General features: G+C 68.1%; 21 protein-coding genes and 2 tRNA genes. 15 read left to right on the top strand and 8 right to left on the bottom strand.

What is annotated here, in order from left to right; all coding sequences use genetic code 11:
- The first annotated feature begins 71 nt into the window (after positions 1–71).
- The 3 genes from BM288_RS06995 to trxA are packed head-to-tail and all read left to right on the top strand — an operon-like array spanning position 72 to position 1858.
- A complete protein-coding gene (locus BM288_RS06995; RefSeq protein ID WP_092917232.1) occupies positions 72–533 on the top strand; it encodes a hypothetical protein in 462 nt (153 codons plus the stop codon).
- 42 nt (positions 534–575) lie between these two features.
- Positions 576–1550, top strand: a complete 975-nt coding sequence (trxB, locus tag BM288_RS06990; RefSeq protein ID WP_092917231.1) for a thioredoxin-disulfide reductase — start codon at positions 576–578, stop codon at positions 1548–1550.
- Complete coding sequence (trxA, locus tag BM288_RS06985) at positions 1547–1858, top strand: thioredoxin (protein ID WP_092917230.1); 312 nt, start codon at positions 1547–1549, stop codon at positions 1856–1858. Before trxB ends, trxA begins: the two co-directional genes overlap by 4 nt.
- 120 nt (positions 1859–1978) lie before the next feature.
- Here the strand turns inward: trxA and BM288_RS06980 are convergent, their stop codons facing one another.
- From BM288_RS06980 to rpmH, 8 genes are all read right to left on the bottom strand, one after another.
- Positions 1979–3022, bottom strand: coding sequence for a ParB/RepB/Spo0J family partition protein (locus BM288_RS06980; RefSeq protein WP_092917229.1), 1044 nt, complete (start codon positions 3020–3022; stop codon positions 1979–1981).
- A complete protein-coding gene (locus BM288_RS06975; RefSeq protein WP_092917814.1) occupies positions 3019–3852 on the bottom strand; it encodes a ParA family protein in 834 nt (277 codons plus the stop codon). Before BM288_RS06975 ends, BM288_RS06980 begins: the two co-directional genes overlap by 4 nt.
- Before the next feature lie 1426 nt (positions 3853–5278).
- Positions 5279–5929 carry a 16S rRNA (guanine(527)-N(7))-methyltransferase RsmG gene (rsmG, locus tag BM288_RS06970; protein WP_092917227.1) on the bottom strand — a complete coding sequence of 217 codons (651 nt, stop codon included), beginning with the start codon at positions 5927–5929 and terminating at the stop codon, positions 5279–5281.
- Between the two features lie 4 nt (positions 5930–5933).
- Positions 5934–6419 carry a Jag family protein gene (locus BM288_RS06965; RefSeq protein WP_092917225.1) on the bottom strand — a complete coding sequence of 162 codons (486 nt, stop codon included), beginning with the start codon at positions 6417–6419 and terminating at the stop codon, positions 5934–5936.
- 5 nt (positions 6420–6424) lie between these two features.
- Positions 6425–7387, bottom strand: coding sequence for a membrane protein insertase YidC (gene yidC, locus BM288_RS06960; protein ID WP_092917223.1), 963 nt, complete (start codon positions 7385–7387; stop codon positions 6425–6427).
- 4 nt (positions 7388–7391) lie between these two features.
- Positions 7392–7679: a membrane protein insertion efficiency factor YidD gene (gene yidD, locus BM288_RS06955; protein WP_092917221.1), complete on the bottom strand. Its 288-nt coding sequence runs from the start codon at positions 7677–7679 to the stop codon at positions 7392–7394.
- A complete protein-coding gene (gene rnpA / locus BM288_RS06950) occupies positions 7676–8002 on the bottom strand; it encodes a ribonuclease P protein component (RefSeq protein WP_092917219.1) in 327 nt (108 codons plus the stop codon). Before rnpA ends, yidD begins: the two co-directional genes overlap by 4 nt.
- Positions 8003–8022: 20 nt before the next feature.
- Positions 8023–8160 (bottom strand): 50S ribosomal protein L34, encoded by a 138-nt coding sequence (gene rpmH, locus BM288_RS06945; RefSeq protein ID WP_092917217.1) that lies wholly within the window; start codon positions 8158–8160, stop codon positions 8023–8025.
- A gap of 336 nt (positions 8161–8496) precedes the next feature.
- Between rpmH and dnaA the strand changes: the two genes are divergently transcribed.
- The 12 genes from dnaA to BM288_RS06885 all read left to right on the top strand — a co-directional run bounded on the left by dnaA (position 8497) and on the right by BM288_RS06885 (position 22040).
- A complete protein-coding gene (gene dnaA, locus BM288_RS06940; protein WP_092917215.1) occupies positions 8497–9906 on the top strand; it encodes a chromosomal replication initiator protein DnaA in 1410 nt (469 codons plus the stop codon).
- A 605-nt stretch (positions 9907–10511) separates the two neighbouring features.
- Complete coding sequence (gene dnaN, locus BM288_RS06935; RefSeq protein ID WP_092917213.1) at positions 10512–11654, top strand: DNA polymerase III subunit beta; 1143 nt, start codon at positions 10512–10514, stop codon at positions 11652–11654.
- Between the two features lie 29 nt (positions 11655–11683).
- Positions 11684–12571, top strand: a complete 888-nt coding sequence (gnd, locus tag BM288_RS06930) for a phosphogluconate dehydrogenase (NAD(+)-dependent, decarboxylating) (RefSeq protein WP_092917211.1) — start codon at positions 11684–11686, stop codon at positions 12569–12571.
- Positions 12572–13684 (top strand): DNA replication/repair protein RecF, encoded by a 1113-nt coding sequence (gene recF / locus BM288_RS06925; RefSeq protein WP_092917209.1) that lies wholly within the window; start codon positions 12572–12574, stop codon positions 13682–13684.
- Entirely contained in the window at positions 13677–14171 is a 495-nt protein-coding gene (locus BM288_RS06920) for a DciA family protein (protein ID WP_177220288.1), read from the top strand. The genes recF and BM288_RS06920 overlap by 8 nt, the downstream gene beginning before the upstream one ends.
- 91 nt (positions 14172–14262) lie before the next feature.
- Positions 14263–14961, top strand: a complete 699-nt coding sequence (locus tag BM288_RS06915; RefSeq protein ID WP_092917205.1) for a FadR/GntR family transcriptional regulator — start codon at positions 14263–14265, stop codon at positions 14959–14961.
- A 260-nt stretch (positions 14962–15221) separates the two neighbouring features.
- Positions 15222–17282, top strand: a complete 2061-nt coding sequence (gyrB, locus tag BM288_RS06910) for a DNA topoisomerase (ATP-hydrolyzing) subunit B (protein ID WP_092917203.1) — start codon at positions 15222–15224, stop codon at positions 17280–17282.
- A gap of 12 nt (positions 17283–17294) precedes the next feature.
- Entirely contained in the window at positions 17295–19931 is a 2637-nt protein-coding gene (gene gyrA, locus BM288_RS06905) for a DNA gyrase subunit A (RefSeq protein ID WP_092917201.1), read from the top strand.
- Positions 19928–20335: a DUF3566 domain-containing protein gene (locus BM288_RS06900; protein WP_092917199.1), complete on the top strand. Its 408-nt coding sequence runs from the start codon at positions 19928–19930 to the stop codon at positions 20333–20335. Before gyrA ends, BM288_RS06900 begins: the two co-directional genes overlap by 4 nt.
- Positions 20336–20395: 60 nt before the next feature.
- Positions 20396–20472: transfer RNA gene (locus tag BM288_RS06895), tRNA-Ile, on the top strand.
- Between the two features lie 29 nt (positions 20473–20501).
- Positions 20502–20574 (top strand) — tRNA-Ala (locus BM288_RS06890).
- A 77-nt stretch (positions 20575–20651) separates the two neighbouring features.
- On the top strand, positions 20652–22040 hold the full coding sequence (locus BM288_RS06885) for a threonine/serine exporter family protein (protein ID WP_177220287.1): 1389 nt from the start codon (positions 20652–20654) through the stop codon (positions 22038–22040).
- The last annotated feature ends 55 nt before the right edge of the window (positions 22041–22095 follow it).

Here is a 22095-nt window from a genome sequence, read left to right as displayed (position 1 = left end):
CGGCGTCTACGATGGCGGCCGACGGGGGCGGATGCGTCCCCGCACCACGCTGGCACCGTCAGGAGGCAGAGATGGCGAGTCCGCTCATCCGCATCGCCGCACCGCTGCTCGTCGGCGCGCTCGCCGGCGTCGGCGCGATCATCGCCGGCAGCCTCACGCGCGAGCGCAAGCAGCACGCGCTCACCCCGGCTCCGCGGCCGCTCGCGGTGCAGGGCTGGTGGTCGTCGGAGACCTCCTCGTCGCTCGCGCACGCGCACCCGGAGGTGCTGATCGTCGACGCCGACACGGCGCGACTGGTCGACTCCTGGGATCGGCGCGCCCGCGACCGCGTGCAGCGCCCCGTCGTGCGGCGCACCCCCGAGTGGCCGGCGGCCGGTCTGATCGTCGTCGACGCCGCGACCGGCGACCTCCTGACGATCGTCGACGACCTCGCGGCCGAGCGACGCGCGCCCGGTGCACCCGCGACAGGCGCTGCCGAGCCAGGCGCACCGACGGCCAGCGCGCCCACGGCCCGGGGAATGCCCACGACCTAGAATCGGTTGTTCCAGAAGCATCCCCACGACCCAGGAGGCCTCGTGCACGACGTCATCATCATCGGCTCCGGCCCGGCCGGCTACACGGCCGCGATTTACGCCGCGCGGGCCAACCTGCAGCCGATCGTGCTGGCCTCCAGCGTCGAGATGGGCGGCGACCTGATGACCACCACCGACGTCGAGAACTTCCCCGGCTTCCCCGACGGCGTGCAGGGCCCCGACCTCATGTTCGCCATGCAGCAGCAGGCCGAGAAGTTCGGTGCTGACGTGCGCATGCAGGATGCCACCGAGCTCGAGCTCGACGGTGAGATCAAGCGCGTGCACGTCGGCGACGAGGTGCTCGAGGCCCGCACCGTCATCTTCGCGACCGGCTCGGCCTACCGGAAGCTCGGCATCGCCGGCGAGGAGCCGCTGTCGGGTCACGGCGTGTCGTGGTGCGCGACGTGCGACGGCTTCTTCTTCAAGCAGAAGCAGCTGATCGTCGTCGGCGGCGGCGACTCGGCCATGGAGGAGGCGACCTTCCTGACGAAGTTCGCCGACAAGGTCACCATCGTGCACCGCTCCGAGAACTTCCGCGCGAGCGAGGTCATGCTCGAGCGCGCCCGTCAGGACGAGAAGATCGAGTTCCTGCCGAACACGGTGATCGAGGAGATCAACGGCACCGAGGTGAACGGCACCGACCAGGTCTCCGGCGTCACCCTCCGCGACACGGTCTCCGGCAGCACGTGGGAGATGCCGATCGACGGTGTCTTCGTCGCCATCGGCTCCGACCCGCGCACGCATCTCGTGCACGGCAAGCTCGAGCTCACCAGCGAGGGCACGATCGCCGTCGAGGGCCGCTCATCGCGCACCTCGGTGTCGGGGGTCTTCGCCGCCGGCGATGTCATCGACCCCACCTATCGTCAGGCCATCACGGCCGCCGGGTCCGGCACGGTCGCCGCACTCGACGCGCAGCACCACCTGGCCGCGCATCCCGCGCCGGCTCTCGTCGCCACACCTACGGAGGCAGCACTGTGAAGGAAGTCACCACCGCATCGTTCGAGCAGGACGTCCTGAAGGCCGACAAGCCGGTCGTCGTCGACTTCTGGGCGGCCTGGTGCGGCCCGTGCCGCGCCGTCAGCCCCATCCTCGAGCAGATCGACAGCGAGACCGACAAGCTCGACGTGGTCAAGGTGAACGTCGACCAGGAGCCCGACCTGGCGATGCGCTACAACATCACCTCGATCCCCGCCATGAAGGTCTTCCAGAACGGCGAGGTCGTGCACGAGCTCATCGGCGCTCGTCCCAAGCCGGCGATCGAGCAGGAGCTCGCCGCCTACCTCTGAGCCCCCACGCTCGTCGAGCAGACCGCGAAGCGGTCGCATCGAGACCGCGTTGAAGAAGAAGGCCCGACCGGATGCGTCCAGTCGGGCCTTCTTCGTGTGGTGCGTCGGTCGGCGCTCGGCTCAGTCGGTGCCTGATCCCGACTCGCCGCTGAAGCCCTGCTCCCCCAGCTCACCAAGGATGCGGTTGAGGTCGGCAACGGTGGCGAAGTCGATCGTGAGCTGGCCCTTGGAGCGTCCGAGCGAGACGCGCACGCGGGTGTCGAGGCGGTCCTCCAGGCGCGTGGCGATCTCGTCGAGCCCGTGCTGCACCGCGCCCTTCGTCGGGGCCTTGCGGGGCGTGCGCGTCTGGATCAGGCCGGCAGCGGCCTCCGCCGCACGTACTGAGAGATCCTCATTGACAATCTTCGTGGCGAGCTGCTCCTGCGCGTCAGTACCGGTGAGCGAGAGGATGGCGCGCGCGTGGCCGGCCGAGAGGACACCGCTCGCCACGCGGCTCTGCACCGACTCGGGCAGCTTCAGCAGCCGGATCGTGTTCGAGATCTGCGGGCGACTGCGGCCGATGCGCTTCGACAGCTCGTCCTGCGTGATGGCGAAGTCCTCCATGAGCTGCTGGTAGGCGGAGGCCTCTTCGAGCGGGTTCAACTGCGCCCGATGCAGGTTCTCGAGCAGCGCATCGCGCAGCATCGCGTCGTCAGGGGTGTCCTTGACGATCGCGGGAATGGTCTCGAGCCCGGCGCGCTGGCTCGCGCGCCAGCGCCGCTCCCCCATGATCAGCTCATACTGGGTGCCGTCGTCGCCGAGCGAGACCGGGCGCACGACGATGGGCTGCAGCACGCCGAACTCGCGGATGGAATGCTCGAGCTCGCTCAGGTCGTCCTCGTCGAAGACCGTGCGGGGCTGGCTGGCGTTGGGCCGGATCGCACCGGGCGCGACCGCGACGAGCGTCGCTCCGGGGACCTCGAGCAGCTCGTGGCTGTCGTCCTCGCCCGAGAAGAACACGTCGACCGGCCGAGCGCCGGGCTTGGCCGGGCGACGCCGTCGCGACGGCGACGCCGTCTCCGCGATCGCCTCGCCGGGTGCATCGGGAGCGGCCTCCGCCGTCGGTGCCGGTCCTGTGGGGATCAGTGCGCCGATACCGCGCCCGAGTCCTGCCTTCTTGCTCATGCCGTTCCTCTGCGTGCGATCTCCGCGGCGGCCTCTCGGTAGGAGAGCGCTCCCGGGGAATTGGGGTCGTAGGCGATCACCGTCTGGCCGTAGCCGGGTGCTTCGGAGACGCGCACGGAGCGCGGGATGACCGCTTCCAGCGTCTGCTCCGGGAAGTGCGCTCGCACCTCGTCGACGACCTGGCGCGAGAGCAGCGTGCGGCCGTCGAACATCGTGAGCAGCACGGTGCTGACCGTGAGCTTCGGATTGAGGTGCGCCTGGATGCGGCTGATCGTGTCGAGCAGCTGCGACACGCCCTCGAGTGCGTAGTACTCGCACTGGATCGGCAGCAGCACCTCGGTCGCGGCGGTGAACGCGTTGATGGTGAGCAGACCGAGCGACGGCGGGCAGTCGATGAAGACGTAGTGCGGAGGCTCGTCCAGTGATGAGAGGTGCGCATCGAGTGCCTCCCGCAGACGATGTTCGCGTCGCTCCATGCCAGCCAGCTCGAGATCGGCGCCGGCCAGATGGATCGTCGACGGCACGACCTGGAGCAATCTGTTCTGGGGGCTGATCGCAATCGCGCTGGAAAGCGGTTCCCCATCGATGAGCACGTCGTACGTGCTCATGACGTCAGCGTGATGATCGATGCCCAGCGCGGTCGATGCGTTGCCCTGGGGATCGAGATCGAGCACCAGCACACGTGCGCCGCCCTGCGCGAGCGCAGCGGCGAGGTTCACCGCACTGGTGGTCTTCCCGACCCCGCCCTTCTGGTTCACCACCGTCAGGATGCGCGTGCGTGCCGGCAGAGGAAGTTCCTGGGCAGATAGCGCCTGGCGCCGACGGGCCATCGCCGCGAGTTCCCGGGCGATCGGAGTCGTGTCGAACTTTCCCGTGGTCACGCGTGCCTTTCTCGTCGATGTTTCACGTGGAACATCGATGCGAGCGCAATGATGACGTCCAGTGATGGTGCTGGTCACCTAGTCTGGCCCCCCGTGGCGCAATCGCAAAGTCCACGCGGCAACCTATTTCTTGAACACGAGCAATACACAATCCTCGGGGTTGTCCACAGCCCTGTGGAGAACGGTGTTACAGCGCCCGAGAGTTCAACTGGAGCCTGAACCTCACGCGATGGGCGGAAACGCCCAGTGTTTCCGCGGATCTTGGGCTTGTCGGTGCAGCGCAGGCACCTGGCGCAGCCCGCCTGCGCGCGCTAGTTATCCACAGTTGTCCACAGGTCGAGCAGTCCACGCCGCGGCGCGCGAACACCGCCGCTGGGCTTTCGGATGCCAGCCATCGCGAGCAGGAAGCGGGGATCTCGAGCAAACTCCGACATAGCCAGGCGGCCCCGTGCCCGACTTCGGGCCTGCTGGAGCCAGGCCCCTTCACTCTCCAACGAGCCCCACCACCTCCACGCGGCGCGCATTGCGGCCGACGCCCCCGGCGTCGCGACATGTTTCACGTGAAACACCTGCGACCACAAGGCCGCAGTTTCCTCCTTCGTTTCACGGAGTCAGCAACACAGCCGCAACCAGCATCGGTTGCAGCAGGGGTAAGGATCTACTTGGACGGACTGTCGCGCGTTCCGCGTCCGACCAGCACCGACAGTTGTCCGTCGCGCCTCACAACGACCTCACAACGCTATGGCCTGCACCATGGACTCAGTCAGAGCGCTGCGCACGGGCACGAGCACGCGCACCAGCGCGAGCGCCTTGTTTCACGTGAAACGTGCCAGAGCCGAAGTTGAGCACAGCGCCTGTCGACTCCTCCCGCGACACCCGCCATTCGAATTGGGCAGAGATCTTCGCTCTTGCGCGCTCTCACCGGGCAAAGGCGTCCAGCCTCGCTGCAGCAGCCCTTCAATCAGGGCTAGATCCTCGTCGTGTCAGCGACAGCAACGCGCGGCGATCGGCGGCTCCCGTTGTGCGGGAAAGGCGGACAGGCGACAACGGAGCTTCCAACGCGCGTTCCTGCTGGCTCTCGCACAGAGAGGTGGGTCCCCGCTTGAAGCTGAGTTGCCCAGCGCGGAGAGCAGGGCGGTGCGCATGTTTCACGTGAAACCATCTGCTCAAGCGCCCTCCGACAAAAAGCCCGCGCATGGGCCATCTAGCGCTTCAGTGCGACGCTGCCCGACGATGCCGTCCTGCGCGGGCGGGATCAACGGCAAGCGTGCCTCGGTCCGTGACGTCCGATGTTCCACGTGAAACGGCCGCGCAGGCATTTCCAGACGCGAGCGTGGGTGAGCACCGCGGATGCTCGCGGATGGGCCGAACGGACCTACGGGTCGACGACTGCCCTCACGATACGTGTCGTCTCGACGCCGTGCTCCGCACCCAGCTCCAGGACCTCGACATCGTGCAGGCGGTGCTTGCGGATGACCTTCTGCGCAGCCGCCAGCTCATCCTCAGCGCGCGCACCCTTCATGAGCACCAACTGGCCGCCGCTGCGCACCAGGGGAGCGGTCAGCGGGATGAGCGTGCGCAGCGCCGAGACAGCGCGCGCCGTGACTTGATCCAGTGGGCGCAGGAGTCCGGTGCCGGGGAGCTCCTCGGCTCGAGCGCGCAGCACCGATACGTTCGCCAGTCCCATCCGAGCGACCTCGGACTGCAACCACTGCGTGCGTCGTTCCATAGGCTCGATCAGCGTGAACTCGACGTCGGGGCGAGCGATGCCGAGCACGAGACCAGGCAGGCCGGCCCCGCTGCCCACATCACCGACACGACCGCCGAGCAGCGGCGCCAGCAACGCAGAATTGAGAATGTGTCGACTCCAGAGCTGCGGCAGTTCGCGGGGGCCGATGAGCCCGAGCGTCTCTCCATGCTCGGCCAGCGAGGCGACGAACGAGCGTGCGAGCTCGATCCGCTCACCGAACAGCTCGCCGGCCGCCAGCGGCTCGGTCTCGAGCGCCGGGGGAGTGGACTGGGTCATGAAGTCAGGCCGGCAGCACGACGATGTGGCGGTCCTTCGCCTCACCCTCGGATTCGCTGTTCAGACCACGCTCGCGAATCAGGTCGTGCACCAGCTTGCGCTCGTACGACGACATCGGCTCGAGCGGCACGCTTGCAGCACCCCCCGCGATCGACGCGGCTGCACGGTCCACAGTCGCCTGGAGCTCTTCGGCGCGCGCGTCGCGCGAACCCGCGACATCCAGCACCAAGCGCGAGAACTCACCGGTCTGCTGCTGCACGGCGAGACGCGCGAGCTCCTGAAGCGCCGAGACCACGTCGGGCTTGGAGAGCCCGCCGAGGTCGTCGCCGGCCTCACCGACGACGATCGTGGTGCGCGCATCCGTCTGCTCGATCTCGATGTCGCCATCGAGGTCGGCGATGTCGAGGAGCCCCTCGATGTAATCGGCAGCGATGTCGCCGTCGTCGGCGCCCGGCTGCTCATCCTGCATGGACGTGGTCTGCTCGGTCATGCTGCTCACTCTCGCTCAGACTTGGGCTTCTTCGAGCGCGGCTGCTGCCGCTGGGTCTTCGTCTCGATCTCCGCTTGCGCGGCGGCCTCGTCGTCAGCGCCCTCGACCGCGGGCAGCCCCATGCGCTGCCGCTTGCGGGCCATCCGGGCCTCGCGGGCCAGCGCCGCCTCGGAGCCCGGCGTGGGGAGGTTGTTGATGATGATGAGCTGCTGCACTGCGGTGTACACGTTCGACACGAGCCAGTAGAACATCGTGCCGAGCGGGAAGAGCCACGCCGAGACGAGCAGGAACACCGGGATGATGTAGAGCAGGATGCGCTGCTGCTTGTACATCGGCGACTCCTTCATCGCCGGCGTCTGGTTCTTCGACATGATCTGCAGCTGCGTGTAGAACTGCGTGGCGCACATGATCAGCGTCATCGTGATCGCCGTGATGATGACGGGCAGGCTGCCGATCTCGAAGCCGCCCTGCATCGTCTCGTGCAGCGGCACGACGCCGAACAGCGTCGACTCGCTGAACTTCACCGCCAGTTCGAGCGTCAGCAGCCCGACACCGGGCTTCTGCTGGTTCGCGTCGGTCAGCACCTGCACGAGACCGAGGAAGATCGGCATCTGCACCAGCAGCGGGAGGCACGAGGCGAAGGGGTTGGTGCCGGCCTTCTTGTACGCCTCCATCGTCTCGCGCTGCATCGCCTCGCGCGAGAACTGATCCTTCTTGCCCTTGTACTTCTTCTGGATCCGCTGGATCTCGGGCTGGACCTCGAGGGACTTGCGCGACGACAGGATCTGACGCACCGTCAGCGGGATCATCGCGCTGCGGATCACCAGCACCAGCCCGACGATCGACAGCACCCAGGTCAGGCCCGAGCCGGGGTCGCCGCCGAGCGACGTGATGAGGAAGTGGAATCCGACCAGGATCGCCTCGATGACCCACTTGATGGGCCACATCAGCAGGGCGAAGATGTCCAAGCTGTCACTGCTCCTTGCGGGCGAGCACGAACCCCGCCCGAGTTGTTTCGAACCGCCGTCGCGGTTCTGGGATGTCGTCCACTCCGCCAGCTGCCCACGGGTGGCAGCGGAGTATGCGCCTGGTTCCGAACCAGATGCCGCGCACCACCCCGTGCTGCTGGATCGCCTCCATGGCGTACCGGGAGCAGCTGGGGTAGTAGCGGCAGACGTCGCCATAGAGCGGTGAGATCACCGCTCGGTAGGCGACGAGGATCGCGACGCAGACGTTGCGCGGAATCAGCATGAGCTTCATGACCGACGCACCAGCAGCGGCGCGATGCCAGCCTTGAGTGTAGCGAAATCAGCAGTGGCTGCGGCGGGCAGCGCCCGGATGACGATGTCAGCGGTATCGATCGTGCCGAGCTCGGCTCGGACGATCTCGCTGAGCCGCCGACGGACCCGGTTCCGGACCACCGCGTTGCCGACCTGCTTGGACACGATGAACCCGAAGCGGGCTACTGCCGCTTCGGGTTTCGCGCGATGCACGACCGCGAGCTCGCCGCCTGCGCGACGACCGGTGCGCACGATGCGACGGAAGTCAGCGCCGCGCACGATCCGGTTCGCCTTCGCGAGCACTCGTGGCTGAGCCGGTCAGCTCAAGCCGAGAGCTCGCTGCGACCCTTGCGGCGGCGTGCCGCGAGGATCGAACGACCGGCACGCGTACGCATGCGGAGGCGGAAGCCGTGCTTCTTGCTGCGACGGCGGTTGTTCGGCTGGAACGTGCGCTTGCTCATGGTGTTTCTCCCGTGGTCCGGCGCTGGTCCGCGCCGCAAGTCATGGTGGCGAGCCGACGGGCTCGACGACGTGCCGCACTGCGGGCGCGGCAACCTGACAACCATACGCGACCCAGCCGTGGCGGTCAACGGGAGCGGGCTGTGATTCGCGCCACGCCGAGCCGGTGCCGACGGGACTTGCACCGGATGCACTATGCGTGCAGACTCGATGAATCCGCGCCGCGGCTGGTGCCAGGGGAGCACCGTCGAGGGCGGACCTCTCATCCACAGATCCTGTGGATAATGGTGTGGACATCACCCCCGTCAAACGACTGTCGCGGAGAGGAACCGCATCCGATGGCCCCGGACGAACGCACCGGACAGCTCTGGTCCAACGTCCTGGCGACCCTCGAGCAGGACAGCCGAATTCCCCCGTCATTGCGCGGTTTTCTCGACCTCGTCGAGCCGCAGGGCGTGATGGGATCGGTGCTCTACCTCGACGTTCCCAATGATCTGACCCGCGACATGCTCGAGCAGCGCCTGCGACTCCCGGTCACGGAAGCGCTTGTGGAGAACGCTGTGGAGATCGGGCAGTTCAAGATCGTCGTGAACCTCGATCTCGAGCGCGAGGAGCCGCTGCCGGACCTCATCGACGATCCTGCTGCGGAGCCGGTGGTGGCCCCCGTCGCCAGCTACGAGCGAGATGCAGGCGAGGCGAGCCAGCGGCGCGTCGACTCGCGGCTCAATCCCAAGTACACGTTCGACAACTTCGTCATCGGCGGCTCGAACCGCTTCGCGCATGCCGCTGCACTCGCGGTCGCCGAGACTCCGGCCAAGGCATACAACCCGCTGTTCATCTACGGCGACTCGGGCCTCGGCAAGACGCACCTGCTGCACGCGATCGGTCACTACGCCGAGGGCATGTACCCGGGCATCCGCGTGCGCTACGTCTCGAGCGAAGAGTTCACGAACGACTTCATCAACTCGATCGCCAACAATCTGAACCAGTCTTTCCAGCAGCGCTACCGCGAGGTGGACGTGCTCCTCATCGACGACATCCAGTTCCTGCGCGGCAAGGAGTCGACGCAGGAGGCGTTCTTCCACACCTTCAACACGCTCCACGACCACAACAAGCAGGTGGTGATCACCTCCGACGTGGCACCGAAGCACCTGCAGGGCTTCGAGGAGCGGATGGTGAGCCGCTTCGAGTGGGGACTGATCACTGACGTCACGGTGCCCGACGTCGAGACGCGCATCGCGATCCTCCGCAAGAAGGCGGAGGCGGAGCGCATCCAGATCCCGGCCGAGGTGCTCTCGGTCATCGCCGACAAGGTGCAGTCGAACATCCGCGAGCTCGAGGGCACGCTGATCCGCGTCACCGCGTTCGCCAGCCTCAACCGGCTGCCGGTCACGATGGAGCTGGCGCAGACGGTGCTCAAGGACCTCTTCTCCTTCGACGAGGAGGCACCGGTCTCGCCGAGCGACATCATCAGCCACACCGCGAACTACTTCAAGCTCACGGTCGACGACCTGCACGGCTCCTCGCGGTCGCAGACGATCGCGCTCGCACGCCAGATCGCCATGTATCTGTGCCGCGAGATGACGAGCATGTCGCTGCCGAAGATCGGCCAGCTGTTCGGCAACCGCGACCACACCACCGTGATGTACGCGAACAAGAAGATCGAGAAGCTCATGCAGGAGCGCCGCTCGGTCTACACCCAGGTCACCGAGCTCACCGCTCGCATCCGACAGCGCGCTGGAGCTTGAAGAAGAGGCCATTTCCGGCCTCTTCCGCGACGCCAGCGCCGACGCCCGTCTCGGGCGTCGGCGCTGATCCTCCCCGCCGTCACCTCTTCTCGATACGCACACGCGCTGCCCGCAACTCGACGAGTGTGCGGCCCTGCTCGACGACCGCGCGCCCGTCCTCGACACACCCGATTCCTCGCTCGACGCGGGTCCGCAGGACGCAGCAGTCTCAACGTGCAGTTCATGTGATTCGACCTGTGGAGAATCGAGCAGACCTGTGGAGAACGCGCCGTGACCTGTGAGCGGCGCCGAATGACACATCCGTCGTCGTCCACGGAGCCGGCGAGATCGTCAACAGCAGCTCAACATCTTCCACCGTTGTAGTTCCCATGACCCGAACCGCGACCGGCTGCATCCTCCACAGGTTGCACAGCGGTTATGAATGACAGGTTTCGTGAGAAGAGGATTCGGCGAGTCACCAACCATGTGGCTCAGCCGGCGGACGGGGCCCCGGGCGGCGAACCGCGAGGCTGTGCCAGAATCGACACCGCCGTGCACGCTGTTCGGCGCGGCACCGTCCTGCGACGCCACGAGCGGCGAAGGATCTGCTTGAACGAGGGAGCCCCGTGAAGTTCGTCATCAACCGCGATGTCTTCAGCGATGCTGTGTCGTTCGCCGTCAAGCTGCTGCCGCAGCGGCCCACGATGCCCATCCTCAGCGGTGTGCGCATAGAGGCCACGCCCGACGGCGTCGTGTTCTCGTCCTTCGACTTCGAGTCGTCGGCGCGCACCTCGGTGCAGGCCGATGTCGACACCGAGGGCGTGGTGCTCGTCTCGGGCAAGATGATGAGCGACATCGCGGCGAAGCTGCCGCAGCGCGAGGTGCGCGTCGAGGACGACGGCACGAAGGTCTCGATCCGCTGCGGGAACGCGAACTTCTCGCTCGCCAAGATGCCGCTCGAGGAGTACCCGACGGTGCCGACGGTCGAGGGCCGCACCGGGGTGGTCGAGGGCAAGGCCTTCGCCGAGGCGATCGGGCAGGTCGCGATCTCGGCATCGCGCGAGGACGTCACGCCGGTCATCACCGGCGTGCAGCTCGAGGCCTCCGACACCACGCTCACCCTCATCGCCACCGACCGCTACCGGGTCTCGGTGCGCAGCGTGCAGTGGGACGCGGGCGACCAGACCGACGCGGTCACCTCGCTGGTGCCGGCGCGCACGCTGATGGAGGTCGGCCGCACCTTCGGCGGCGCCGAGCGCATCGAGATCACCATGAGCGAGGCGGGCGAGCGGCAGCAGATCGCCTTCTCGACCGCCGACCGCACGGTCACGAGCCTGCTCATCAAGGGCAACTACCCGCCGGTGCGCCGGCTCTTCCCCGAGTCGACCGAGCACCACGCGGTCGTGAACACGGCCGAGCTCGTCGACGCCACCCGCCGCGTGCAGCTGGTGCTCGATGCCGAGGCCGCCATCCGCTACACGTTCAGCGAGGGCCAGGCGCAGCTCGAGGCGATCGGCTCGGAGCAGGCGCAGGCGAGCGAGATCATCGACGCCGTGCTCGAGGGCGACGACATCGTGCTGTCGATCAAGCCGCAGCTGCTCATCGACGGCATCCAGGCGACGCATTCGGAGTTCGTGCGGGTCTCCTTCACCCATTCGGAGAACACGAACAAGCCGGGCCCCATGCTCATCCGCGGGCAGACCTCCCGCGACGACGCGGAGGCGACGGACTTCAAGTACCTGCTGCAGCCCAACCTGCTGCTGCGCTGATCCACTCAGCTGCGAGACGAGGGAGCACCATGACGACGCACATCGGATTGATCGGGCTCGGCCGGATGGGCGGCAACATGCGCACCCGGCTCGAGAACGCAGGGCTCACCGTCACCGGCTACGACACAAATCCTGAGGTCTCCGACGTCGCGTCGGTCGACGAGCTGCTCGCGGCGCTGCCGACCCCGCGCGTGGTGTGGGTGATGGTGCCGGCTGGCGAGATCACGGATGCGGTGGTCACCGAGCTCGGCGACAAGCTCTCCGAGGGCGACCTGGTCATCGACGGCGGCAACTCGCGCTTCACCGAGGATGAGCGGCACGCCGCCGACCTCGCCGAGCGCGGCATCCGCTTCGTCGACGCCGGCGTCTCCGGCGGGATCTGGGGCCTCGACAACGGCTACGGCCTGATGGTCGGCGGCGACAAGGCCGACGTCGCCGAGCTGATGCCGGTCTTCGACGCGCTTCGGCCCGAGGGCCCGCGCGAGGAGGGCTTCGTGCACGCGGGCCCCGTCGGCGCCGGGCACTACGTGAAGATGGTGCACAACGGCATCGAGTACGGCCTGATGCAGGCCTACGCCGAGGGCTTCGAGCTGCTCGAGAAGAAGGATCTGGTGCACGACGTCGCCGGCAGCTTCAAGGCCTGGCAGCGCGGCACCGTCGTGCGGTCCTGGCTGCTCGACCTGATGGTGCGCGCGCTCGACGAGGACGACGACCTGTCAGAGATCGAGGGCTACGTCGACGACTCGGGCGAGGGCCGCTGGACGGTGGAGGAGGCGATCGCGAATGCGGTGCCGATGCCCGCCATCTCGGCATCGCTCTTCGCTCGCTTCGAGTCGCGCCAGGAAGACAGCAACGCCATGAAGGCGGTCGCCGCGCTGCGCAACCAGTTCGGCGGTCACGCGGTCAAGAAGGCTTAGGTGCGCGTCAGTCGGCTGACGCTGACCGACTTCCGCAACTATCGGAGCGCGGATGTCGAGTTCGCGCCCGGCGCCAACCTGCTCGTCGGCCGCAACGGCCAGGGCAAGACCAACATGGTCGAGTCGCTCGTGTGGATCGCCACCGGGTCGAGCCATCGCGTGCCGACGGATGTCGCACTCATCCGAGCGGGCGAGGCACGTGCGATCGTGCGCACCACCGTCACGAACGACGAGCGCTCGTTCCAGCTCGACGTGGAGCTCAACCTCCGCGGCGCCAACCGCGCGCAGGCGAACGGCCAGAACGTGCGGATCCGCGATCTGCCCCGCTATCTGCAGGCGGTGCTCTTCAGCCCCGAGGACCTGCAGCTCGTGCGCGCCGACCCAGGCGGCCGGCGCCGCTTCCTGGATGAGCTCGCGGTGATGCGCGCGCCCAGGCTGGCCGGGGTGCACAGCGATCTCGACCGCGTGCTGAAGCAGCGCAACTCGCTGCTGAAGAGCGCCCGCGCCGCCCGCATGCGCCCCGACGAGATGACGACGCTCGAGGTGTGGGACGGCCGGCTCATCGAGCTCGGGCTCGAGGTGATGCGCACGCGCCGGGCACTGGTCGCCGAGCTCCAGCCGCACGTCGACGCCGCCTACCGACTGGTCGCCGGCGACGAGCACGAGGCGCGCATCGAGCTGGTCACGAACGTGCCAGGCACTGCCGAGGAGTTCGGCGCGCTGCTCGCCGCGCGCCGGCGCGACGAGCTCGATCGCGGCGTCAGCCTGGTCGGCCCGCACCGCGACGATCTCGAGCTGCACCTCAACGACCTGCTCGCACGCCACTACGCGAGCCACGGCGAATCGTGGTCGTTCGCCCTCGCGCTGCGCCTCGCCTCGGCAGAGCTGCTGCGCGACGGTTCAGGCGGCGACCCGGTGATGATCCTCGACGACGTCTTCGCCGAGCTCGACGCCGGGCGTCGGCAGCGGCTGGCCGAGGCGGCCGGCGGCTTCGAGCAGGTGCTCATCACCGCCGCGGTGGAGGGCGATGTGCCGGGGGTGCTCCGCGACCACCGCATCCGCATCGACCAGGGCCGGGTCGTCGAGCACGAGGAGGCGGCTGACGATGCGTGAGCTGGCGCCGACCGAGCCCGAGCGCGTCTGGCTGCGGCTGAAGGCCAAGCTGGGCAATCCCGAGATGGTCACGCGCGACGGCCGACGGCGATCGCGCCGCGACCCGGACGCATCCGTGCCCTTCGGGAAGGGCCGCGACCCGCACTCGCTCGGCGACGTGCTCGGCACCTTCGCCGAGGATCGCGGCTGGGTGACCACGCTCGCTCGCGCCGACGTGATGGGCCACTGGCCCGAGCTGGTGGGGGAGGAGAACGCTGACCGCACCGAGCCGATCTCGTTCGAGGACGGCGTGCTGACCGTGCGCTGCGCCTCGACCGCCTGGACGCAGCAGATGCGCATCCTGCGCGCGGAGACCACCACGCGCATCCTCGCGCGCTTCCCGGACTGCGGCCTCACCTCGGTGCGCTTCATCGGGCCCGACCTGCCGAGCTTCAGCCGCGGGCGCCGCTCGGTGCCGGGCCGCGGGCCGCGCGACACCTGGGGCTGAGCGCTGGCAGTGCAGGAATCCTCAGCGCCTGCTGCGCGGGATGCCCCCGCCACTTGGATACGCTGTCTGACAAGTGCCTCGAGGAGGAGACATGCCAAGGCCATCGCGCACCCAGGACGCCGTCGACCAGCTGCTCGACGCGATCATCGACGGCACGCTGACCGCGGGCGAGCAGCTGCCGCCGGAGGGCCAGCTCGCGGTCGAGTTCAGCGTCTCCCGCCTCACGATGCGCGAGGCGGTGCGCCTGCTGCAGGCGCAGGGCGTCATCGTGCAGGTGCCCGGCAGCCGCCACCGCATCGCGCCGGTCGCGGCGTGGACCGGCATGGATGCGGTGGTGCGGCACGCGCGCAGCGCCGGCCAGCGCGAGCGGTCCTCGATCGAGCTGCTGGAAGTGCGCATGATGATCGAGACGGGCGCGGCGCGGCTGGCCGCCGAGCGCCGCACCGATGAGGACCTCGAGGTGCTGGAGGATGCGCTGCGGCGCATGATCGTGCATCACGAGGCAGCCGATGTGGAGGCGTTCGTGAGCGCCGACCTGGAGTTCCACGACGCGATCATCCGGGCTGCCGAGAACCGCATCCTGATCGCGGCGATCCTGCCGCTGACCACAATGATGGAGGAGACGCGCGGCGAGACGAGCGCGGTCCCGGAGATCCGCATGCACGCTCTCACCGAGCACCGCCGCGTGCTCGACGCCATCCGCGCCGGCGTCGGTGCCGATGCGCGGGACGCGATGGCGCACCACATGCAGCAGACGCACGACGACCTCGTCTCGCTCGTGCACGACTGAGGCGCGAGGAGGGGTCATCGCAACCGCTTCCACCCCGGTGCGGTTTCCACCGGGGTGTCCTCACCGAATCTGAAGCGCCTCGCACAGGCCTGTGGAGGCATCCTGCGCCCGTGAACGTCGCTGTGGCAGGGTTTCCTGCCATCGGAAGGCCGGATCGGCGCTCAGAGGCGCGTTGGAGGCCGACTTTCCGAGCGAAACAAGGTAGAATCGGGGGGTTGCGCCGTCCCCGCGGACGGCGCGGAAGGCGGATGCGAAGAACCATGGTGAACGAGCACGACGCACAGCCCGGAGACCCGGCGGCAGAGCCTGTCGAGGCAGCGCGGCCGAAGCAGGCCGCGACGCCCGACCAGGGCGACTACGGGGCCGACCAGATCCAGATCCTCGAGGGCCTCGAGGCGGTGCGCAAGCGCCCGGGCATGTACATCGGCTCCACCGGTCCCCGCGGCCTCCACCACCTCGTCTACGAGATCGTCGACAACGCGGTCGACGAGTCGCTGGCCGGCTACTGCGACAACATCGAGGTCACGGTCCTGGCCGACGGCGGCATCCGCGTGGAGGACAACGGCCGCGGCATCCCCGTCAGCCCGCACTCCTCAGACCCGAGCAAGTCGACCCTCGAGGTCGTGCTGACGGTGCTGCACGCCGGTGGCAAGTTCGGCGGCGGCGGCTACGCAGTCTCCGGCGGCCTGCACGGTGTCGGCAGCTCGGTCGTGAACGCACTCTCGTCGCGCATGGATGTGGAGATCCGCCGCGACGGCCACGTGCACCGGCAGTCGTTCGTGGTGGGTGAGCCCGAGGGGCCGCTGGTGACGGGCGATGCGACCGACGAGACCGGCACCATCATCACCTTCTGGCCCAGCACCGACATCTTCGAGACCGTCGAGTTCGACTACGAGACGCTCGCGAAGCGCTTCCAGCAGATGGCCTTCCTCAACAAGGGGCTGCGGATCGCCATCCAGGACCTGCGCCCGGAGGCGCTCATCGAGCCGGAGGGCGACGACACCTCCGAGCCGCAGCAGCGCTCCGACGAGTACCTCTACGAGAACGGCCTGAAGGACTACGTCGCGTACCTCAACGAGTCGAAGAAGTCGGAGCCGGTGCATCCGGAGATCATCGACTTCGAGTCGGAGGACACCGAGCGCCGCATCTCGGTCGAGATCGCCATGCAGTGGACGAGCTCGTACCAGGAGGCGGTCTACACCTACGCGAACACGATCAACACGCACGAGGGCGGCACGCACGAGGAGGGGTTCCGCGCGGCGCTGACCACGCTCGTCAACCGCTACGCGCGCACGACGAACCTGCTGAAGGACAAGGACGAGAACCTCTCCGGCGACGACGTGCGCGAGGGCCTCACCGCGATCGTCTCGGTGAAGCTCGGCGAGCCGCAGTTCGAGGGCCAGACGAAGACGAAGCTCGGCAACACCGAGGCGAAGTCGTTCGTGCAGAAGGTGACCGGCGAGGAGCTCGGCCACTGGTTCGAGTCGAACCCGGTGATGGCGAAGGAGATCGTGCGCAAGGCGATCGGCGCCGCGACCGCCCGCATCGCCGCCCGCAAGGCGCGCGAGCAGACGCGCCGCAAGGGACTGCTCGAGTCGGCCGGCATGCCCGGCAAGCTCAAGGACAACCAGTCGAAGGATCCGACCATCTCGGAGATCTTCATCGTGGAGGGCAACTCGGCAGGCGGCTCGGCCGTGCAGGGCCGCAACCCGTACACGCAGGCGATCCTGCCGCTGCGCGGCAAGGTGCTCAACGTCGAGAAGGCGCGCCTCGACCGCGCGCTCGGCAACGCCGAGATCCAGTCGATGATCACTGCCTTCGGCGCCGGCCTGGGGGAGGAGTTCGACCCCGAGAAGGCCAGGTACCACAAGATCGTGCTGATGGCCGATGCCGATGTCGACGGCCAGCACATCACGACTCTGCTGCTGACCCTGCTGTTCCGCTACATGCGGCCGCTGATCGACATGGGCTACGTCTATCTCGCGGCGCCGCCGCTCTACAAGATCAAGTGGACGAACGCCGACCACGAGTACGCCTACAGCGACCGGCAGCGCGACGAGATGATCGCCGCGGGCCAGGCCGCCGGCCGCCGCATCCCCAAGGACAACGGCGTGCAGCGCTACAAGGGGCTCGGCGAGATGAACTACTCGGAGCTGTGGGAGACGACGATGGATCCCGCGACCCGCACGCTCAAGCAGGTCACGCTCGACGACGCCGCCGTGGCCGACTCGATCTTCTCGACCCTCATGGGCGAGGACGTCGAGGCCCGCCGCTCCTTCATCCAGAAGAACGCCCGCGACGTCCGCTTCCTCGATATCTAAGGCAACGCATCCATGACTGACGAGACGACTCCCGCCGCCGAGCCCTTCGACCGCGACGCCCCCAACCACGGCGCGATCGAGCAGGTTGACCTGCAGCTCGAGATGCAGCGCTCCTACCTCGACTACGCGATGAGCGTGATCGTCGGGCGAGCGCTGCCCGAGGTGCGCGACGGCCTCAAGCCGGTGCACCGCCGCGTGCTCTACGCGATGTACGACGGCGGCTACCGCCCCGACAAGGCCTACTCGAAGTGCTCGCGCGTGGTCGGCGACGTGATGGGCCAGTTCCACCCGCACGGCGACTCGGCGATCTACGACGCCCTCGTGCGCCTCGTGCAGCCGTGGAGCCTGCGCTACCCGCTCGCGCTCGGGCAGGGCAACTTCGGCTCCGCCGGCGACGACGAGGCAGCCGCCCCGCGATACACCGAGACGAAGATGGCGCCCCTCTCGATGGAGATGGTGCGCGACATCGACGAGGACACCGTCGACTTCCAGGACAACTACGACGGCCGCACGCAGGAGCCCTCGGTGCTCCCTGCCCGGTTCCCCAACCTGCTCGTCAACGGCTCGGTCGGCATCGCGGTCGGCATGGCCACGAACATCCCGCCCCACAACCTGCGCGAGGTGGCAGACGGTGCGATCTGGCACCTCGAGCACCCGGATGCGTCGAGGGAGGATCTGCAGGAGGCGCTGCTCGAGCGCATCAAGGGCCCCGACTTCCCCACCGGGGCGCAGATCCTGGGCACCAAGGGCATCCAGGAGGCCTACCGCACGGGCCGCGGCTCCATCACGATGCGGGCGGTCGTCACGGTCGAAGAGGTGAACAACCGCACGGCGCTGGTGATCACCGAGCTGCCGTACCAGGTGAACCCCGACAACCTGGCGCGCAAGATCGCCGACCTTGTGAAGGACGGCCGGCTCGCCGGCATCGCCGACATCGAGGACCAGACCTCCGGCCGCACCGGACAGCGCCTGGTCATCACGCTCAAGCGTGATGCGGTGCCGAAGGTGGTGCTGAACAACCTGTACAAGCACACGCAGCTGCAGGAGAACTTCGGCGCCAACATGCTCGCGATCGTCGACGGCGTGCCGCGCACGCTGCCGATCGACGGCTTCATCACGCACTGGGCTGAGCACCAGGTCGACGTGATCGTGCGCCGCACGCAGTTCCGCCTCGCCAAGGCGCAGGAGCGGATGCACATCCTCACCGGCTACCTCAAGGCGCTCGACGCGCTCGACGAGGTGATCGCGCTCATCCGCCGCTCGTCGACCACCGAGGCCGCCCGCGAGGGCCTGATGGAGCTGCTCGAGATCGACAAGGTGCAGTCCGAGGCCATCCTCGAGATGCAGCTGCGGCGCCTGGCGGCGCTCGAGCGGCAGAAGATCCAGGACGAGGCGACCGAGCTCGAGCTGAAGATCGCCGACTACCAGAGCATCATCGCCAGCCCGGAGCGCCAGCGCACGATCATCATCGACGAGCTCACCGAGCTGGTCGCGAAGTTCGGCGACGACCGTCGCACCGAGATCATGTACGGCTACGGCGGCGACGTCTCGATCGAGGACCTCATCCCCGAGGAGCAGGTGGTCGTCAGCCTCACCACCGGCGGCTACATCAAGCGCACCCGCATCGACCAGTACCGCGCGCAGCACCGCGGCGGCAAGGGCGTGAAGGGCGCCCAGCTGCGCAGCGACGACGTGGTGGAGCACTTCAGCGTCAACTCCACGCACGACTGGATGCTGTTCTTCACGAACTTCGGCCGCGTCTACCGCATGAAGGGCTACGAGATCGTCGAGGCCGGCCGCGACGCCAAGGGCCAGCACGTCGCGAACCTGCTGGCGTTCCAGCCTGACGAGCAGGTGCAGACCGTGCTCACCCTGCGCAGCTACGACCAGGCCGACTACCTGGTGCTCGCCACCCAGCACGGCCAGGTGAAGAAGTCCAGGCTCGAGCTGTTCGACACCAACCGCACCGGCGGCATCATCGCCATCAACCTGGCGGAGGGCGACCGCGTCATCTCGGCCATGCTGGCGAACTCCGACGACGAGATCCTGGTGATCTCGAAGCAGGGCAGGGCCGCGCGCTTCCAGGCGACCGACGAGGCGCTGCGCCCGATGGGCCGTGCCACCGGCGGCGTGCGCGGCATCCGCCTGAAGGACGACGACGAGATGCTCGGCGCGATGGTGATCGGCGACGAAGGGTACGTGTTCGTCGTCACCGAGCAGGGCTTCGGCAAGAAGACCGCCGTGGCCGACTACCCGACGAAGGGCCGCGGCACGCAGGGCGTGCTGACCTTCTCCTCCGGCGGGCACGACCGCGGCTCGCTCGTGGGCGCGACGATCGTGCAGGACGGCGACGAGCTGCTGCTGATCCGCACCTCCGGCAAGGTCATCCGCTCGAACGTCGACGAGGTGCGCGCCACCGGTCGCACCACGATGGGCGTGCAGTTCGCGGAGCGCAGCGACAAGGATCTGGTGATCCAGATCGCACGCAACGTGGAGGAGGAGGTCGTGGAGGCCGCGGCCGAGGCCGACGCACCCGCGGCACCCGACGCATCCGCCGCCACTGCCGATGCTGAGGCCGATGGCGCTATCGTGGACGCCACGGACGAGACGGATGCCTCGACCGACACCACCGAGGAGAACGACGAATGAGCATTGCCGAGAAGCTGCAGAGCAAGTCGCCTCGGCGCAGCGGATCGAGCAAGCAGGTGCGCCTGCGGCTGGTGCACATCGACTTCTGGTCGGCGATGAAGGTCTCGGCGATCCTGGGGCTGGTGCTCGGCATCATCCAGATCGTCGTCGTCTTCGTGATGTGGACGCTGCTGCAGGTCGTCGGGCTGTTCGACAAGATCGACGAGGTGCTGCGCGACATCCTGGCCGATCCCGAGTTCGCGATCGCCTCGATCCTCTCGCTGCCGCAGGTGATGATGTTCACGCTGCTGGTCGCGGTGCTGAACTTCGTGGTGATCACCGTGATGGGTGCGGTCATCGCCGTGCTCTACAACCTCTCCGTGCGGGTCACGGGCGGCCTGCAGGTGGGCTTCGCCAACCAGTGATGCCGCTCGGACCGTGTTCGGATCCCGGTGCATGGCGTGGTAGAGTCGATGCTTGTGCTCGGGGCTATAGCTCAGGCGGTTAGAGCGCTTCGCTGATAACGAAGAGGTCCCTGGTTCGAGTCCAGGTAGCCCCACCAAGTACACTTCCCAACGACAGCGATGTCACGGGGCCTTAGCTCAGTTGGTAGAGCGCCTGCTTTGCAAGCAGGATGTCGGGAGTTCGATTCTCCCAGGCTCCACAGCACGACCCCCCGTCCTCGGACCGGGGGTCGTTCTCGTTGCTCGCACGCAGAGCCGAGATGCGAGGATGGACGCGATGGACGGGCGCAAGGACTGGCGGAAGCGGATCGTGGGCGCGATCCGCAATGACGTGTCCTCGCCGATGACCGAGGCGCTCCTCACGATCGACGAGGTCTACGCCCGCAAGGTCATCGACCTGGCGATGCGCATCGCGGAGGCGCTCACCGCCGTCGGCGCATCCGCCAACGATGTCGCGCTCGCCACCATCCGCGTCACCGGTGCGCTCGGCATCCGTCCGGTGCACGTCGACGTCACCTACAACTCGATCGGCGTCTCGTATCACCGCACCGATTCGGACTGGCCGATCACCATGCTGCGGGTGGTGCGCGCGCCGGTGCCCGACCACACGAAGCTGCAGCGGCTGCAGGCGCTCGTGGTCGAGATCGAGGCCGGCCTCGAGCTCGAGCAGGCGCGCACCCAGTTCCACGTCATCCGCCGCATGCCGTTCATGTACCGGCCGGCGATCATCGTGCTCGCCCAGGGCTTCCTGAGCGTCGGCGTCGCCATGCTCTTCGGCGCGTCGTGGGTGATCGCCGCGATCGCCTTCCTCGCCGCCTGCAGCGCGGCGATGGTGCAGCGACTGATGTCGCGGCTGCGCGTGCCGTTCTTCTTCTCGCAGATCGCCGGCGCCTTCGTGGTGACCGCGATCGCCGCGGTCACCAGCTGGCTCGCGCACTTCGGCGTGCCGATGCTCGATGGCGCGCGCCCATCCATCATCGTCGCCGCCGGCATCGTGCTGATGCTCGCGGGCATGTCGGTCGTCGGTGCCGCGCAGGATGCGATCGACGGCTTCGCGCTCACAGCCGGCGGCCGCATCCTCGACCTCGCGCTGCTCACCCTTGGCGTGGTGATCGGCATCATCGCGGGCCTCTCGGCAGCGCGCGGACTGGAGATGGGCTTCGTGGTCTCGAGCGAGGCGCCGCTGCTCGGCCCGCTGCCCCTGCAGCTCGCCGGCGTCGCCGTCATCGCGGTCGCCGTCGCGGTGTGGAACGGTGCCGGCCTGCGCACCATCGTCGTCAGCGCCGTGCTCGGCGGCATCGCCTGGCTCGGGTTCACCGCCGCGGTGGCCGGCGGCCTCGGCACGGCGATCTCGAGCGGTCTGGGCGCGCTCGCGGCGAGCTTCGTCGGCATCCTCGTCGCCCATCGGCTGCACGTGCCGTCGATCGCCGTCACGACCGCGGCGATCGTGCCGATGGTGCCCGGCTCCGCCGTCTTCCGCGGCCTGCTCGAGATCGTGGAATCCGACGGCACCGCCGAGAGCCTCGTGCTCGGCGTCGTGACGCTCATCGGCGCCGGTGCGATCGGCATCGCGCTCGCCTCCGGCGCCTCGCTGGGGCTGGTGCTCGGCGCCCCGGTGCGCGACAGCGTGCAGAGCGTCGTGCGCCGACGAGGCCGCATCCGCTGACGCGCGCGCTCGCGCCACCACTGCATCCGCACTACCGTGGTCGCGTTGCCGCAGC

This window comes from Agrococcus baldri, assembly GCA_900114805.1.
Lineage (GTDB): Bacteria > Actinomycetota > Actinomycetes > Actinomycetales > Microbacteriaceae > Agrococcus > Agrococcus baldri.
This window is presented reverse-complemented; position numbering and strand designations above follow the sequence as displayed.